General features: G+C 74.5%; 11 protein-coding genes. 8 read left to right on the top strand and 3 right to left on the bottom strand.

From position 1 onward, the window contains the following. The first annotated feature begins 5 nt into the window (after window positions 1-5). From QSK00_RS01475 to QSK00_RS01450, 6 genes are all read left to right on the top strand, one after another. Window positions 6-848, top strand: a complete 843-nt coding sequence (locus tag QSK00_RS01475; protein ID WP_285586732.1) for an FAD binding domain-containing protein — start codon at window positions 6-8, stop codon at window positions 846-848. After that, entirely contained in the window at window positions 845-3,562 is a 2,718-nt protein-coding gene (locus QSK00_RS01470) for a molybdopterin-dependent oxidoreductase (protein WP_285586731.1), read from the top strand. Before QSK00_RS01475 ends, QSK00_RS01470 begins: the two co-directional genes overlap by 4 nt. 178 nt (window positions 3,563-3,740) lie before the next feature. Next, the gene (locus QSK00_RS01465) at window positions 3,741-4,823 is read left to right on the top strand and encodes an ABC transporter substrate-binding protein (protein WP_285586730.1); all 1,083 of its coding nucleotides are present in this window, start codon (window positions 3,741-3,743) and stop codon (window positions 4,821-4,823) included. Next, window positions 4,823-5,662 carry an ABC transporter ATP-binding protein gene (locus QSK00_RS01460; protein ID WP_285586729.1) on the top strand — a complete coding sequence of 280 codons (840 nt, stop codon included), beginning with the start codon at window positions 4,823-4,825 and terminating at the stop codon, window positions 5,660-5,662. The genes QSK00_RS01465 and QSK00_RS01460 overlap by 1 nt, the downstream gene beginning before the upstream one ends. Next, window positions 5,659-6,429 (top strand): ABC transporter permease, encoded by a 771-nt coding sequence (locus QSK00_RS01455; protein WP_285586728.1) that lies wholly within the window; start codon window positions 5,659-5,661, stop codon window positions 6,427-6,429. The genes QSK00_RS01460 and QSK00_RS01455 overlap by 4 nt, the downstream gene beginning before the upstream one ends. Window positions 6,430-6,437: 8 nt before the next feature. Continuing rightward, entirely contained in the window at window positions 6,438-7,295 is an 858-nt protein-coding gene (locus tag QSK00_RS01450; RefSeq protein ID WP_285586727.1) for an ABC transporter permease, read from the top strand. A 101-nt stretch (window positions 7,296-7,396) separates the two neighbouring features. Here the strand turns inward: QSK00_RS01450 and QSK00_RS01445 are convergent, their stop codons facing one another. From QSK00_RS01445 to QSK00_RS01435, 3 genes are read right to left on the bottom strand one after another with little or no spacing between them, the layout of a single operon-like run. Further along, complete coding sequence (locus QSK00_RS01445; RefSeq protein ID WP_285586724.1) at window positions 7,397-8,557, bottom strand: MFS transporter; 1,161 nt, start codon at window positions 8,555-8,557, stop codon at window positions 7,397-7,399. Window positions 8,558-8,587: 30 nt separating this feature from the next. Then, window positions 8,588-9,580 carry an LLM class flavin-dependent oxidoreductase gene (locus QSK00_RS01440; RefSeq protein ID WP_285586722.1) on the bottom strand — a complete coding sequence of 331 codons (993 nt, stop codon included), beginning with the start codon at window positions 9,578-9,580 and terminating at the stop codon, window positions 8,588-8,590. Continuing rightward, complete coding sequence (locus QSK00_RS01435) at window positions 9,577-11,142, bottom strand: class I adenylate-forming enzyme family protein (RefSeq protein WP_285586720.1); 1,566 nt, start codon at window positions 11,140-11,142, stop codon at window positions 9,577-9,579. The genes QSK00_RS01440 and QSK00_RS01435 overlap by 4 nt, the downstream gene beginning before the upstream one ends. Before the next feature lie 144 nt (window positions 11,143-11,286). On the opposite strand from QSK00_RS01435, the gene QSK00_RS01430 reads away from it, so the two are divergent. Together QSK00_RS01430 and QSK00_RS01425 are read left to right on the top strand one after the other, a co-directional pair. After that, window positions 11,287-11,976 (top strand): response regulator, encoded by a 690-nt coding sequence (locus QSK00_RS01430; protein WP_285586717.1) that lies wholly within the window; start codon window positions 11,287-11,289, stop codon window positions 11,974-11,976. Next, window positions 11,973-13,697, top strand: coding sequence for a sensor histidine kinase (locus QSK00_RS01425; RefSeq protein ID WP_285586715.1), 1,725 nt, complete (start codon window positions 11,973-11,975; stop codon window positions 13,695-13,697). Before QSK00_RS01430 ends, QSK00_RS01425 begins: the two co-directional genes overlap by 4 nt.

The following is a 13,697-nucleotide window of genomic DNA, read 5'->3' as shown; positions in this document are numbered from 1 at the left end:
GCACGGTGGACCTGCTCACGGTCGAGACGTTCGCACGACCCACCGACGACGACGCCCTGCGCGCGCTCCAGCCGACCCTCGGCGCCGACCGCACGCTGCTCGGCGGGGGCACCTGGCTGTTCTCGGTGCCGCAGCCCCACCTCGCCGGCGTCGTCGACCTCGCCGGGCTCGGCTGGGAGCCGCTCGTCGCCGCCGGCGACGGACTCACGGTCGCCGCGACCACGACCCTGGCCGCCCTGGGTGACGTGGACCCGTCGTCGTACCCGGCGTGGCCGGCGGTCGCGTCGTTCCGCGGCTGCGCCGAGGCGCTCGTCGGGTCGCGGAAGGTGCGGCAGGTCGCGACCGTCGGCGGCAACGTCTGCCTCGCGCTGCCGGCCGCACCGATGATCACGCTCGCCGCGGTGCTCGACGCGACGGCGACGATCTGGCTGCCCGACGGCCGGTCGCGCACGGCTCCCGTCGTCGACCTCGTCGCGGGCCCGCAGCGCAACGCCCTGGCGCCGGGGGAGGTGCTGCGCTCGCTCCACCTGCCCGCCGTCGCCCTGCGGGCCCGCACCGCCCTGCGCAAGGCGTCGCTGTCGCCGCTCGGGCGCTCCGCGGCACTGCTCGCCGGGCGCCGCGGCGAGGACGGCTTCGTCCTCGCCGTGACCGCCTCCCTGCCGCGGCCCGCCGTCCTGCGCTACGACGACGTCCCGACGGCGGGCGCCCTCGCCGCGGACGTCGCGGCGGCGGGGGAGACCGTCGGGGGCGGCTGGTACGACGACCCCCACGGCTCGCCGGCGTGGCGGCGGGCGATGTCACTGCTGTTCGCCGAGGAGATCCGCCGCGAGCTGGGGGGTACGGGATGACGGGGCCGACGACCGTCGACGGGGTGCCCCTCGACGCCACCCCGCGCCCGGGGCAGTGCCTGCGGACGTGGCTGCGCGAGCACGGCCACCACGCCGTCAAGCGCGGCTGCGACGCGGGGGACTGCGGCGCCTGCACGGTCCTCGTCGACGGCGCGGCCGTCCACTCCTGCCTCTACCCCGCCGTGCGCGCGGCCGGGGCCGCCGTGACCACCGCGGCCGGGCTGCCGGAGGGCCCGGACGACCCGCGCCCGCGGTTCGCCGCCGCGGCGGGCTTCCAGTGCGGCTTCTGCACCGCGGGGATGGTGACGACGGCGGCGGCCGCACCCGGCCCGCCGTCCGACCCGACCGCCCGCGGCCGCGCCCTGCAGGGCAACCTCTGCCGCTGCACGGGCTACCGGTCGATCGCGGACGCGCTCGACGGGCGGGCCACGGTGGACGCGGGCCCCGCCGGCGCGGTGGGCGACTCGGTGCCCGCCCCCGCCGCGGAGCGGATCGTGCGCGGCGCCGAGCCCTACACCTTCGACGGGGAGGCGCCGCCCGGCCTCGCGCACCTCGTCGTCGTGCGCAGCCCGCACGCGCACGCGCGGATCACCCGGATCGACACCCGCGCCGCCGTCGCGCTCCCCGGGGTCCTCGCCGTGCTCACCCACGAGAACACCCCCTCCGTGCTGTTCTCCACCGCGCGGCACGAGAGCCGTCTCGACGACCCGGACGACACGCGGGTGCTCGACGACGTCGTGCGGTTCCACGGCCAGAAGGTCGCCGCGGTCGTCGGGACCGACCTCGCCGCCGCGGAGGCCGGCGCGCGGGCCGTCGTCGTGGACTACGAGCCGCTGCCCGCGGTCCTCGACGCCGAGACCGCGCGCGCCGCGCCGCCGATCCACGACGGCAAGACCGCGAGCCGGATCGCCGACCCCGCCCGCAACGTCGTCGCGGCGCTGCACGAGGGCGTCGGGAGCATCGACGCGGGCGTGGCGGAGGCCCGGGCCGCGGGCGGCGCGGTGGTCACCGGCACGTGGCGCACCGGGCGGGTGTCCCCGGCCTCACTGGAGACCCACGGCAGCCGGGCGTGGCTCGACGACGACGGCCGGCTCGTCGTCCGCTCGTCCACCCAGGTCCCGTTCCTCGTCCGCGACGAGCTGGCGCGGGTGCTGGGCCGCCCGCCGGAGTCGGTGCGGGTGCTCACGGCCCGGGTCGGCGGCGGGTTCGGGTCGAAGCAGGAGATGCTCACCGAGGACCTCACCGCGCTCGCCACGCTGGTCACCGGCCGGCCCGTGCAGTGGGAGCTCACCCGCACCGAGTCGCTGACCGCGACGCCCACCCGGCACCCCATGCGGGTCGCCGTCACCGTCGCGGCCCGCCCCGACGGCACGCTCACCGCGCTCGCGATCGACGTGCTCTCCGACGCCGGGGCCTACGGCAACCACTCGCCGGGCGTCATGTTCCACGGCTGCCACGAGTCGATGGCCCTGTACCGGTGCGCGAACAAGCGGGTCGACGCCGAGGCGGTGTACACCACCACCCCGCCGTCGGGCGCGTTCCGGGGCTACGGCCTCGGGCAGGTGCAGTTCGGGATCGAGTCGGCCCTCGACGACCTCGCCCGCGAGCTGGGTCTCGACCCCTTCGAGCTGCGCCGCCGGGCCGTCGTGCGGCCCGGGGATCCGTTCGTCGCGTCCGCCGACCCCGCCGATCACCCCGACGACCTGGCGTTCGGCTCCTACGGCCTGCCGGAGTGCCTGGACCTGGCGCAGGCGGCGCTCGCCCGGGACGGCGACCCCGCGCCCACCGGCCCGACCTGGCGGGTGGGCGAGGGGATGGCGTCGACCATGATCGCGACGATCCCGCCGCGGGGGCACCGGGCGCAGGCCGTCGTGGCCCTCGACGCCGGGCGCTACCGGGTGCGGGTCGGCACCGCCGAGTTCGGCAACGGCACCGCCACCGTGCACACCCAGATCGCCGCGTCCGCGCTCGGTGCCCGGCCCGACCAGGTGGAGCTGCACGGCGGGGACACCGACGCCGTCGACGTCGACACCGGCGCGTTCGGGTCCACGGGCACGGTGGTGGCGGGGACCGCGGTGGCCCGCGCCGCCGAGGCCCTCGCCGGGGAGCTGCGGGACAAGGCCGCGGCCCGGCTCGGGGTCGCGCCCGCCGACTGCACGCTGGGCCCGGACGGCGTCACCGCCGCCGACGGCCGCCGGGTCGATCTGGCCGACCTCTCGGGGGCGCGGGGCGAGGGCGCGCACGGCGGCTCCCCGCGCTCGGTGGCGTTCAACGTGCACGCGGTGCGGGTCGCCGTCGACACCGCGACCGGGGAGGTCCGGATCCTGCGGTCGGTGCACGCGGCCGACGCCGGCGTGGTGATCAACCCGCAGCAGTGCCGCGGTCAGGTGGAGGGCGGCGTCGCCCAGGGCATCGGCACGGCCCTGTACGAGGAGATCCGGCTCGACGACGCCGGGCGCGTGACCACCCGGGTGCTGCGCGACTACCACCTGCCCCAGTTCGCCGATGTGCCGCGCACCGAGGTGCTGTTCGCCGACACCGTCGACGCCCTCGGGCCGTTCGGCGCCAAGTCGATGAGCGAGTCGCCCTACAACCCGGTGGCCCCGGCGATCGCGAACGCCATCCGGGACGCGGCCGGCGTCCGGCCGCGCCGGCTGCCGATGACGCGTGACCGGGTGTGGGAGCTCTGCCGGGAGGCCGACCTCCCGGAGTAGGTCGGACGTGTGCGCCGGTTCGGCCGACCGGCCCAGCGCTGGGGGTGACGAGTCCGTTCCGCCCGGTGACGTCACGTCTGCGAACGATGCGCGAAACGCGGATGTCACGCGGCCTTCCTAGGTTCCCTGCCGCGCCGCCCGAGCCCGGGCCCGGCCGCTCCCCACCTGTGGAGGTCACGTGCCCCCGACCGCCGGTCCACTCCTCGGCCGCCGATCCTTCCTCCGCTGGTCCGGAACGGCCGCCGGCGCGCTCGGCGCCGGGGCCCTGCTCGCGGCCTGCGGCGGCGGCTCCGACTCCGGTGCCGCGCCCGCCGCGCCGGGCTCGAACCAGTACGGCCGGGTGGCCCTGCAGCTCTCGTGGATCAAGAACACCGAGTTCAACGGCGAGTACATGGCCGACTCGAAGGGCTACTACCGGGAGGCGGGCTTCGAGGGGGTCGACCTCCTCGCGGGCGGCTCGGCCTCCACGGGCGTCGAGACCAACCTCGTCTCCGGCAAGTGCTGGGCCGGCCTGTCCGCCCCCGTGATCACCGCCCCGGCGATCCTGCAGGGCGCGCCGTTGAAGATCGTCGGCGCCACGTACCAGAAGAACCCGTTCTGCATCGTCTCCGCGGCCACCAAGCCGATCGCCGTCCCGCAGGACATGGTCGGCAAGAAGATCGGCGTCCAGGACTCGAATGACCAGGTGTGGAACGGCCTGCTGAAGGCCAACAACATCGACCCGGCGTCGATCAACCGGGTCCCGGTGCAGTTCGACCCCTCGGTGCTCACCACCGGCGAGGTCGACGGCTACCTCGGCTACATCACCAACGAGCCGAACACGCTCAAGGTCAAGGGCTTCGCCACGCAGTCGTTCCTCTTCGCCGACCACGGCCTGCCGCTGGTGGCCGAGACGGTGACGGTGCTGCAGGAGACGATCGACAACGAGCGGGAGAAGCTCAAGGCGTTCCTGCGCGCGGAGATCCGTGGCTGGAAGGACGCCGTGGCCGACCCGGCGGCCGCCACCCGCCTCGCCGTCGAGAACTACGGCAAGGACCAGAACCTGGACTACGCCGAGCAGCTGCTCGAGGCGACCGACCAGAACGGGCTCGTCGTGTCCGACGAGACGAAGGCCAACGGCCTGTTCACGATCTCCGACCGGCTCGTCGAGGAGAACCTGCAGGCACTGAGCCTCGCCGGCAGCGCGGTGACCAAGGAGCAGCTGTTCGACCTGTCGCTGATCTCCGAGGTCTACGCCGCCGACCCGAGCCTGAAGAGCTGATGACGACGAGCGAGACCGAACGCCCGGCCGCCGCGCACCAGGGACGACACCGACCTCCCGGTACCGGCCTGGACCTCGCGGGGCTGACGAAGACGTTCGGCAGCGGGCGGAAGGTCACCCGCGCGCTCGACGAGATCGACCTGCGCACCAGCGAGGGTTCGTTCCTGTCGCTGCTCGGCCCGTCCGGCTGCGGCAAGTCGACGGTGCTGCGCATCCTCGCGGGGCTGGAGGAGCCCACGTCCGGGCAGGCGCTGGTCACCGGCCGCACCCCGTCGGAGCTGCGGCGCTCCGGTGGTCTCGGCGTGGCGTTCCAGGACGCCGCGCTGCTGCCGTGGCGGTCCGTCGTCGCGAACATCCGTCTGCCGCTGCAGGTCTCGGGGGTGCGGCCGTCGAAGGACCCGGACGAGCTGGTGGCCGACCTCGTCGCGCTGGTCGGGCTGGAGGGCTTCGAGTCCGCCCGGCCCGCCCAGCTCTCCGGCGGCATGCGGCAGCGGGTCTCGATCGCCCGCGCCCTGGTGCTCGAGCCGGAGGTCCTCCTGCTCGACGAGCCGTTCGGCGCGCTCGACGACATGACCCGGCAGCGGCTCAACCTCGAGCTCCAGCGCATCTGGAGCACCCAGGCCGCGACCACCCTGATGGTGACGCACGGGATCGCCGAGGCGGTGTTCCTGTCCGACCAGGTCGCCGTGATGAGCCCGCGACCCGGTCGCGTGGTCGAGGTCGTCGACATCGACCTGCCCCGGCCGCGGACCCCTGAGATGATGCGGACGCCGGAGTTCCACGCCCTGCACGACCGGCTCTCCGAGCTGCTGTTCGGCCGGACCGGGGAGCCGGCGTGACCCGCCCCTGGCTCGGCGGGGTCGTCGGCACCCTCGGGATCATCGCGGTCTGGTGGCTGCTGGCCGCGACCCTGTTCGCCTCGAACGGTGCCGTGCCGACCCCGCCCGCCGTCGTCGCGAGCGTGGTCGACGACGGCTGGGGCTTCTACTCGGTGCACCTCTCGGCGACGGTGTCGGAGGCGGCGCAGGGGTTCCTGTGGGGCAACGGGCTCGCGATCGGCCTGGCCCTGCTCGTGGTCCTGCTGCCGTGGCTGGAGTCGGTCGTGGTGAACATCGCGGTGATCAGCTACTGCCTGCCGATCCTCGCCATCGGCCCGATCGTCACGGTCGTCTTCGGCGGGCGGACCCCGATGATCGTGCTCGCCGCGATCTTCTGCTTCTTCACCACGGTGATCGGGACGCTGCTCGGGCTGAACTCCGCCGACCGCACCTCGCTCGACGTGGTCACGGTGTACGGCGGGGGCCGCTGGTCGCGGCTGCGGCACGTCCAGCTCATCTCGGCCGTCCCGGCGGTGCTGGCCGCCCTGCGGATCGCCGCCCCGTCGGCGCTGCTCGGCGCGATCATCGGGGAGTACCTCGGCGGGGTCGACACCGGGCTCGGGGTGGCGATGACGATCTCGCAACAGCAGTACCTCGTGTCGCGGACGTGGGGCCTCGCCCTGGTGTCCGGGCTGGTCGCGGGCCTCGCCTACGTGGCGATCGGCCTGCTCTCGCGGGTCGCGGCCCCATGGGCCCGTGGCGGCGCGACCGACGTGGCGCTGGCCTAGGAGGACCGATGACGCTCGTGGAGTCGCCGACGGCGACGGGACCGGCGGCCGCGCCCGCCGTCGGGCCGGAACCGGGCCGGGGCGGCGGACTGCTGCGCCTGCTCGGACGCCGCCTCCTGCCGGTCGGGGTGTCGATCGTCGCGGTCCTCGTGCTGTGGACCGGGTTCCTGCAGGTCTTCGGCATCCGGCGGGTCATCGGGAAGACCCCGCTCGACGTCTGGGGCTGGCTCGTCACCGCCCCGCAGGCCGCCGCCAACCGCGGCGTGGTGTTCGGCAACCTGGGGATCACGCTGCGCGACGCCGGGATCGGCTACGTCGCCGGCCTGGTGGCCGCGCTCGTCGTCGCGATGCTGTTCGTGCTGTCGCGTTCGGTCGAGCAGGCCTTCATGCCGGTGGCCACCCTGCTCCGCTCGGTGCCGCTCGTGGCGATGACCCCGATCATCGTGCTGGCGTTCGGGCGGACCCTCGGCGCGGTCGCGGTGATCGGCGCGATCGTGGTGTTCTTCCCGGCACTGGTGACCCTCGTGTTCGGGTTGCGGTCGGCATCCGTGCAGGCCCAGGAACTGGTCGCGGTGTACGGCGGGACGCGGTGGACCCGGCTGCGCCTGGTCATGCTCCCCTCGGCCGCGCCGGCGTTCTTCGCGGCGGCCCGGCTCGGGGTCCCCGGAGCGCTCGTCGGTTCCCTCATGGCGGAGTGGCTCGCCACGGGCGAGGGCATCGGCGCGGCGCTGCTCAAGGCGATGGGCGGGTTTCGCTACCTCGAGATGTGGTCGTCGGTGGCCGTGGTGACCGCCGTGTCGATCCTCGCCTACGCCCTCGTCGGGATCGTGGAGTCGGTGGTGCTGGCGCGGATGGGACTGGACTGACCGCCGCCGCCCGTCCCCGCCCCCGCGAGGGGCACGTCAGACAGGTGCGCGAGCGGACGGGGATGCCTCACGTACCACTCGCGGCGCCGGGAGGGCGGGACCTACAGCTTCAGCGCCACGCTCCCCGAGACCAGCGCCAGGGCGCCCAGGACGACGTAGCCCGCCGGGAACCCGCCCACCAGCTCGGCCACGAGGACGCCGCCGGCCGGGGCGAGGGCGACGGCCACGGTGGTCGGGGCCGTGAAGATCCCGTTGACGCGGCCGAAGGAGGCCGTGCCCCACCGGTCGGAGACCACGGAGGCCTGCAGCAGCGTGTGCATGCCGCGGCACGCACCGGCGAGCACGGCCACGGCGATCACCGCACCGACGGGACCGGGGAGCACCCCGACGAGGACGACCAGCGCGCCGCCGACCCCCGCGACCACCGCGACCCGGACCCCGGGCGTCGAGCGACGGGCCAGCGGCGCGTACAGCAGCCGCCCGCCGACCTGGCCGGCCCCGATCAGCCCCAGGCCCACCGCGGCCAGGTCGAGCGACGCGCCGCGGGCCACGAGCAGCCCGACCAGGTTGATCGTGGCCGCGTAGAGCCCGAAACCGGCCAGGGCCAGCACCGCGGCGAGCCCGAGGAAGCGCGGGGAGCGGACGAGCGTGCGGGGCGTGTCGTCGGGTGAGGACCCGGGCGCCGCGACGGCGGTCGGCGTCCACGGCACGCGCAGGAACACCGCGTGCAGCGGGATGGTCACGACGGCCAGGACCAGCGCGAGGACCAGGTAGCTGTCACGCCACGACAGGATCCCGACCAGCGCCGCCGTGACCGGGGCGAACACGGTCGAGGCGAAGCCCGCCACGAGCGTCAGTGACGTCAGCGGCCGCAGCCGTCCGTCCCCGTACCAGCCCGTGATCGCGGCGAAGGCGGGCGGATAGAACGTCGCGGCCTGACCGACGCCCGCGACCGCCCACGCGAGGTAGAACCAGCCGAGGCCGGGCGCCAGCGCCACCCCGACGAGGCCGAGCGTCCCGAGCACCGAACCCGTCGTCATGACCCGGCGGGGACCGAACCGGTCGATCGACCGTCCGACGACGATCCCTGCCAGCGCGGAGACGATCGCCCCCAGCGAGAAGGCCCCCACCGTCGCCGTCGACGACCAGCCGGTGTCGGCCGTGATCGGGCCGAGCAGGACCGGGAAGGCGTAGTAGAGCGCACCCCAGCTCGTGATCTCGGTGACGCAGAGCGCCACCAGGCCCCGTCCGCGAGCGTCCATCGCCCGCGGACGGTGCCACAGGGCGTCGGGTCAGGAGGCCTCGACCTTCGGCATGATGTCGTTCTTGATCCGCTTGAGGTCGTCGAGCGTCTTCGACGTGGGCACGTCGGTGAACGGCGGCCAGATGAGCGGCATCGTCATGCCGGCCTCCTTGTAGGCCTTGAGGCGGTCGGTCAGCTGCGCCTCGGTGCCCACGAGCAGGTTCGACGGGACGCCGACGTCCGACTGGTCGGTCTCGGTGTCGGTGATGACCGTCCAGATCATCGAGCAGATCTCGAGGTCCTTCGCGCGCTTCTCCGAGCCGATCGCCTCGAACTGCTCGTCGATGGCCGTGACCCACTTGCCGAGGCTGGTCGGCGAGTCCTGGATGCCGATCCAGCCGTCGAGGTCGTACTTCGAGATGCGCTTCGCCGAGCGCAGCGGGTCCTTGAGGCCGGACATGAAGATCGGCGGCCGCGGCGACTGGAGCGGCTTGTGGCCGAAGCCGCAGGGCTCGAAGTCGGCGAACTCGCCGTGGTACTCGAAGTGCTCGTTGGCCCAGACGCCCTGCAGGATCTCGATGGTCTCGCGGACGTGCTTGTGGCGCTTCGGGAAGATGTGGGCGGCGCTCGCGGCCGCGAACTCCTCCGGCATCCAGCCAGAGCCGAGGCCGACGTTGAGGCGGCCGCCCGAGAGGTGGTCGATCGTCGCGAGCTCGGCGGCGAGGACGCCCGGCGAGCGGAACGGGGTGTCGATGATGCTCTGACCGATGCGGAGCTTGGTCGTCTTCGCGGCCAGCCACGGCAGCAGCGGGTAGCCCTGGAACCACTTGCCCTTCGACTGCACCGGCAGCGCGTTGGGCAGGCCGTCCATCATGCCGAAGGAGTACTGCAGCTCCTCGCGGTCGGAGGCCGCGGGGACGACGATGCGGTCGAGGGTCCAGACCGAGTCGAACTCGAGCTCCTCGGCGAGCATCGTGAGGTCCTCGAGCTCCTTGATCGAGACCTCGGTCCGGAAGTTCGGCAGGTAGAGGGCGAGCTTCATGACGATGTTCCTCCTGACAGGATCCGTTCCCGGATCCGGTGTTTCTGGATCTTCCCGACGGAGGTGCGGGGCAGGTCGGGCACGATGTCGACCACGTCGGGCACCTTGAACTTCGCGAGCCGCTCGCGGCAGTACTCGATCAACTCCTCGGAGCTGGCCTCCGCCCCGTCGTGCAGGATCACGGCCGCGTGGACCGCCTCGTCGCGCATGTCGTCCGGGACGCCGACCACGGCGACCTCGAAGACTGCGGGGTGCTGCGCGATGACCGCCTCGACCTCGCCGGTGGCCACGTTCTCGCCGGCCCGCTTGATCATGTCCTTGCGGCGGTCGACGAAGTGCAGGTAGCCGTCCTCGTCGATCCGCGCGGAGTCGCCGGTGTGCAGCCAGGTGGTGGCCCCGTCGGGGTCCGGGCGCAGCATCGCGGCGGTCGCGTCGGGATCGTCGTGGTAGGCGGTCATCATCGTGCGGCCCGGCACCCCGGCGACGGCGACCTCGCCGGCCTCGCCGGGCGCGACGTCCCCGCCCTCGGGGTCGACCAGACGCACGCGCGTGCCGAGCAGCGGACGGCCCATGCTGGTGCCGCGGCGGTCCTCGAACGGCGGGTTCATCGTGACCGGCGGGACGGTCTCGGTCATGCCGTAGAGCTGGACGGTCGGCACCGCGAACCGGCGCTCGAACTCGGCGATCTGGGCGTCGGAGACGCCCTGCGCGAAGATCACGATCCGCAGCCGGTGCGCCGCGTCGTGCGGCGAGGGCGCCGCCGCGAGCAGCATCCGGATCGGCGCCGCGAACAGCGAGGCGGTCGTCGCCCCCAGCAGGTGGGCCTGCTCGGAGAAGCGGGAGGCCGAGAACCTCGGCGTCAGTGCCACCGCCGCGCCCGTGACGAGCGCAGGCATCGTCGAGTAGTACTGGCCGTTGCCGTGGAAGAGGGGCAGGACCACGAGCATCCGGTCGTCCGGGCGCACCCGCAGGTGGCCCGCCACCGCGTCCCCGCAGTGCAGGTAGGCGGCGTGGGAGACGATCACGCCCTTGGGCCTGCTCGTGGTGCCGGAGGTGTAGAGCAGCGCGGCCGCGTCGGTGGGTGCCGCGGGCGAGGGACCGGTGACCGGGTCGGCGTCGGCGAGGAGCTCCGCGAGCTGCCCCAGCTCGACCACGTCGTGGCCCGGCTCGACGGCGGCCTGCAGCGTCGGCGCGAGGTCGGCCGACGTCACCGAGACCCGTGCGCCGGAGTGCCCGACGAGGAACCGGAGCTCCTCGGTGGTCGCGAGCGGGTTGGTGGGGTGCAGGATCGCGCCGAGCTGGGCGCAGGCGAACCACACGTCGTGGAACGTCGGCGTGTTGGCCAGGTGGACGTGCACCCGGTCGCCGTGCCCGACGCCCTTGGCGCGCAGGACGCCGGCGGTGGCGGCGACGCGCGCGGCCCAGCCGCCCCAGCTCGTCGTCCTGACGACGCCGGGCGCGGACTCGAAGACCAGCGCCGGCCGCTCGGGCTGCGTGGCGGCGTGCCGGGCGAGCAGCGACGTGAGGGTGTCGCGGGGTCGGGTCGGCAACGCGGCGGGCACGGCGCCCACCCTGGGTGACCCGCCTCACAAGAAGGACAACGCTTTCTCAACGGAGGCACAACGGTGCCCCCTCGCCCGGCCGGTACTTGTCCGGCGCCGGTGCTGCCCGGCACGATCGGGATCAGTCGTGGTGAGGGGGTCGTCGTGGACCCGAACGTCGCCCCGCGGGTGCTCGTCGTGGACGACGACGAGGCCGTGCGGACGGTCGCGTCGTGGCAGCTGGAGTCCGACGGGTTCGCCGTCGACCAGGCCGGGGACGGCGCCGCGGCCCTGGCCGCCATCGACGGCACGCCGCCGGACCTGGTGGTGCTCGACCTGACGATGCCGGGTGTCGGCGGCCTGGACGTGCTGCGCCGGGTCCGGGCCGCGCCCGCCACCGAGGCGCTGCCGGTCATCGTGCTCTCGGGTCGCAGCGGGGAGACCGACCGCATCGTCGGGCTGGACCTCGGCGCGGACGACTACCTGGTCAAGCCCTTCTCGCCGGGCGAGCTCGCGGCGCGCGTGCGGTCGGTCCTGCGCCGCTCGCGTCCCGCCGCACCCGTCGTCGCGGGCGACCTGGCGTTGGACGTGGCCGCCCGCGAGGTGCGCCTCGACGGCGAGCCGGTGGAGCTGACGGCGCGGGAGTTCGACCTGCTCGCCTTCCTCGTCGCCCACCCGCGCCAGGTGTTCTCCCGCGCCCAGCTGCTCGCGCAGGTGTGGCGCAGCGAGGGCTGGCAGGGGGAGGCCACCGTCACCGAGCACGTCCACCGGCTGCGGCAGAAGCTGCGGCCCGACCCGGCGGCCCGCCCGCGCATCCGCACGGTGCGCGGGGTCGGCTACCAGCTCGACCCGTGACCCCGGTCGACGACGACACCCGCGTGCTGCTCGGCCACCAGCACCGGGTGCTCGAACTGCTCGCGGGCGGCGCCGGGCGGGCCGAGGTGCTGGAGGCCGTCACGCGCTCGCTCGAGGAGCTGATCCCGGGCAGCCGCTGCTCGATCCTGGTGCTCGACCCGGTGGCGGGGACGCTGCACCACGGGGCGGCGCCCTCGCTGCCCGCGGCGTACTCGGCCGCGATCGACGGGATGGCGATCGGGCACGACGCCGGGTCCTGCGGCACCGCCGCGCACACCGGGGAGGCGGTCGTCGCCGCGGACGTCGCCGTCGACCGCCGGTGGGTCCGCTACCGCTCGCTCGCGCTGCCGCACGGGCTCGGGTCGTGCTGGTCGAGCCCGATCCGGCTGGGCCGGGCGGACCGGGCGGAGACCGTCCTCGGGACGTTCGCGGTCTACCACGAGGCCGGCCACCGCCCGGACGAGCGGGAGCGACGCCTCGTCGCGCGGTTCACCGACCTCGCGGCGCTCGCGCTCGAGCACGACCGGCTCTACGGCGCGCTCGCCGAGAGCGAGGAACGGTTCCGGCGGGCGTTCGAGGACAACGCGGTGGGGATGGCGCTCACCGACCTCGACGGACGGTTCCTCAAGGTCAACCCCGCCCTCGCCGGGATGCTGGGACGGGACGCCGCCGACCTGCTCGCGGCGGACCTCTCGGCGGTGGTGCGCCGGGAGGACCGCGCCGGCGCCCGCCTGCTCCTGCGCTCCCTGTCCGGCCGCGGCGGGCCGACGGTGTTCGGCACGTCGGGGCCGGGCCCGCTCGAGGTCACCCTGGTGCGGGGCGACGACAGCACCCTCATCGCCGCGCTCACCGCCTCCGTCGTCGGGGTCGGCTCCGCCCGGCACCTCAGCCTCAACGTGGTCGACGTGACCGCGCGCCGTGCTGCGCAGCGCGAGCGGATCGCGCGGCGCGAGGCCGAGCTCGCCGCGCGGGTGGCCGAGGACGCCAGCCGGGCGAAGTCGGAGCTGCTCTCGACGCTCTCCCACGAGCTGCGCACGCCCCTGCAGGCGATCATCGGGTTCGCCGAGCTGCTCGGGACCCTCGACCTGCCCCCGGAGCGGCGCGGGGCCGCGCTCGGCCACATCGACTCCGCCGCCCGCCACGTGCTCGACCTCGTCGGCGACGTCCTCGACCTCGCCCGCCTCGAGGCCCGCGCCCTGCCGCTCTCGCCCGCCCCCGTCGACCCCGGCACGGTGATCGCCGAGGTCACCGACCTGCTCGCGCCGCTCGCCGCCGAGCGCGGGATCACCCTGCGCCTAACTCCCGACAATTCAAGCGAGCACGCCGATAGGGGGTGCGACGGGGTCTACTGCGACCGGCGCCGGCTGCGACAGGTGCTCATCAACCTCGTGACCAACGGGATCCGCCACAACCACGTGCGCGGGTGGGTCGAGGTCACCGCGCACGAGGACGACGAGGACGTGGTGCTCGCCGTCCGGGACGGCGGACCCGGGATCGCGCCGGCGCTGATGGACCGGCTCTTCGTGCCGTTCGACCAGCTCGGCGTGGACGCCGGCGGCTCCGGACTGGGGCTGGCCCTCGTCCGCGGGCTGGTCGAGGCCATGTCGGGCACGGTGGGCGTGTCGAGCACCCCGGGCGAGGGGACCACGGTCACCGTGCGGCTCCCGGCCGCCGTCGATGCGGTCGCCGGTGTGGCGGGCGTACGTTCGGGTGGTGGGTGA

The organism is Actinomycetospora sp. NBRC 106378 (genome assembly GCF_030269685.1).
Classification (GTDB): Bacteria; Actinomycetota; Actinomycetes; order Mycobacteriales; family Pseudonocardiaceae; genus Actinomycetospora.
This window is presented reverse-complemented; position numbering and strand designations above follow the sequence as displayed.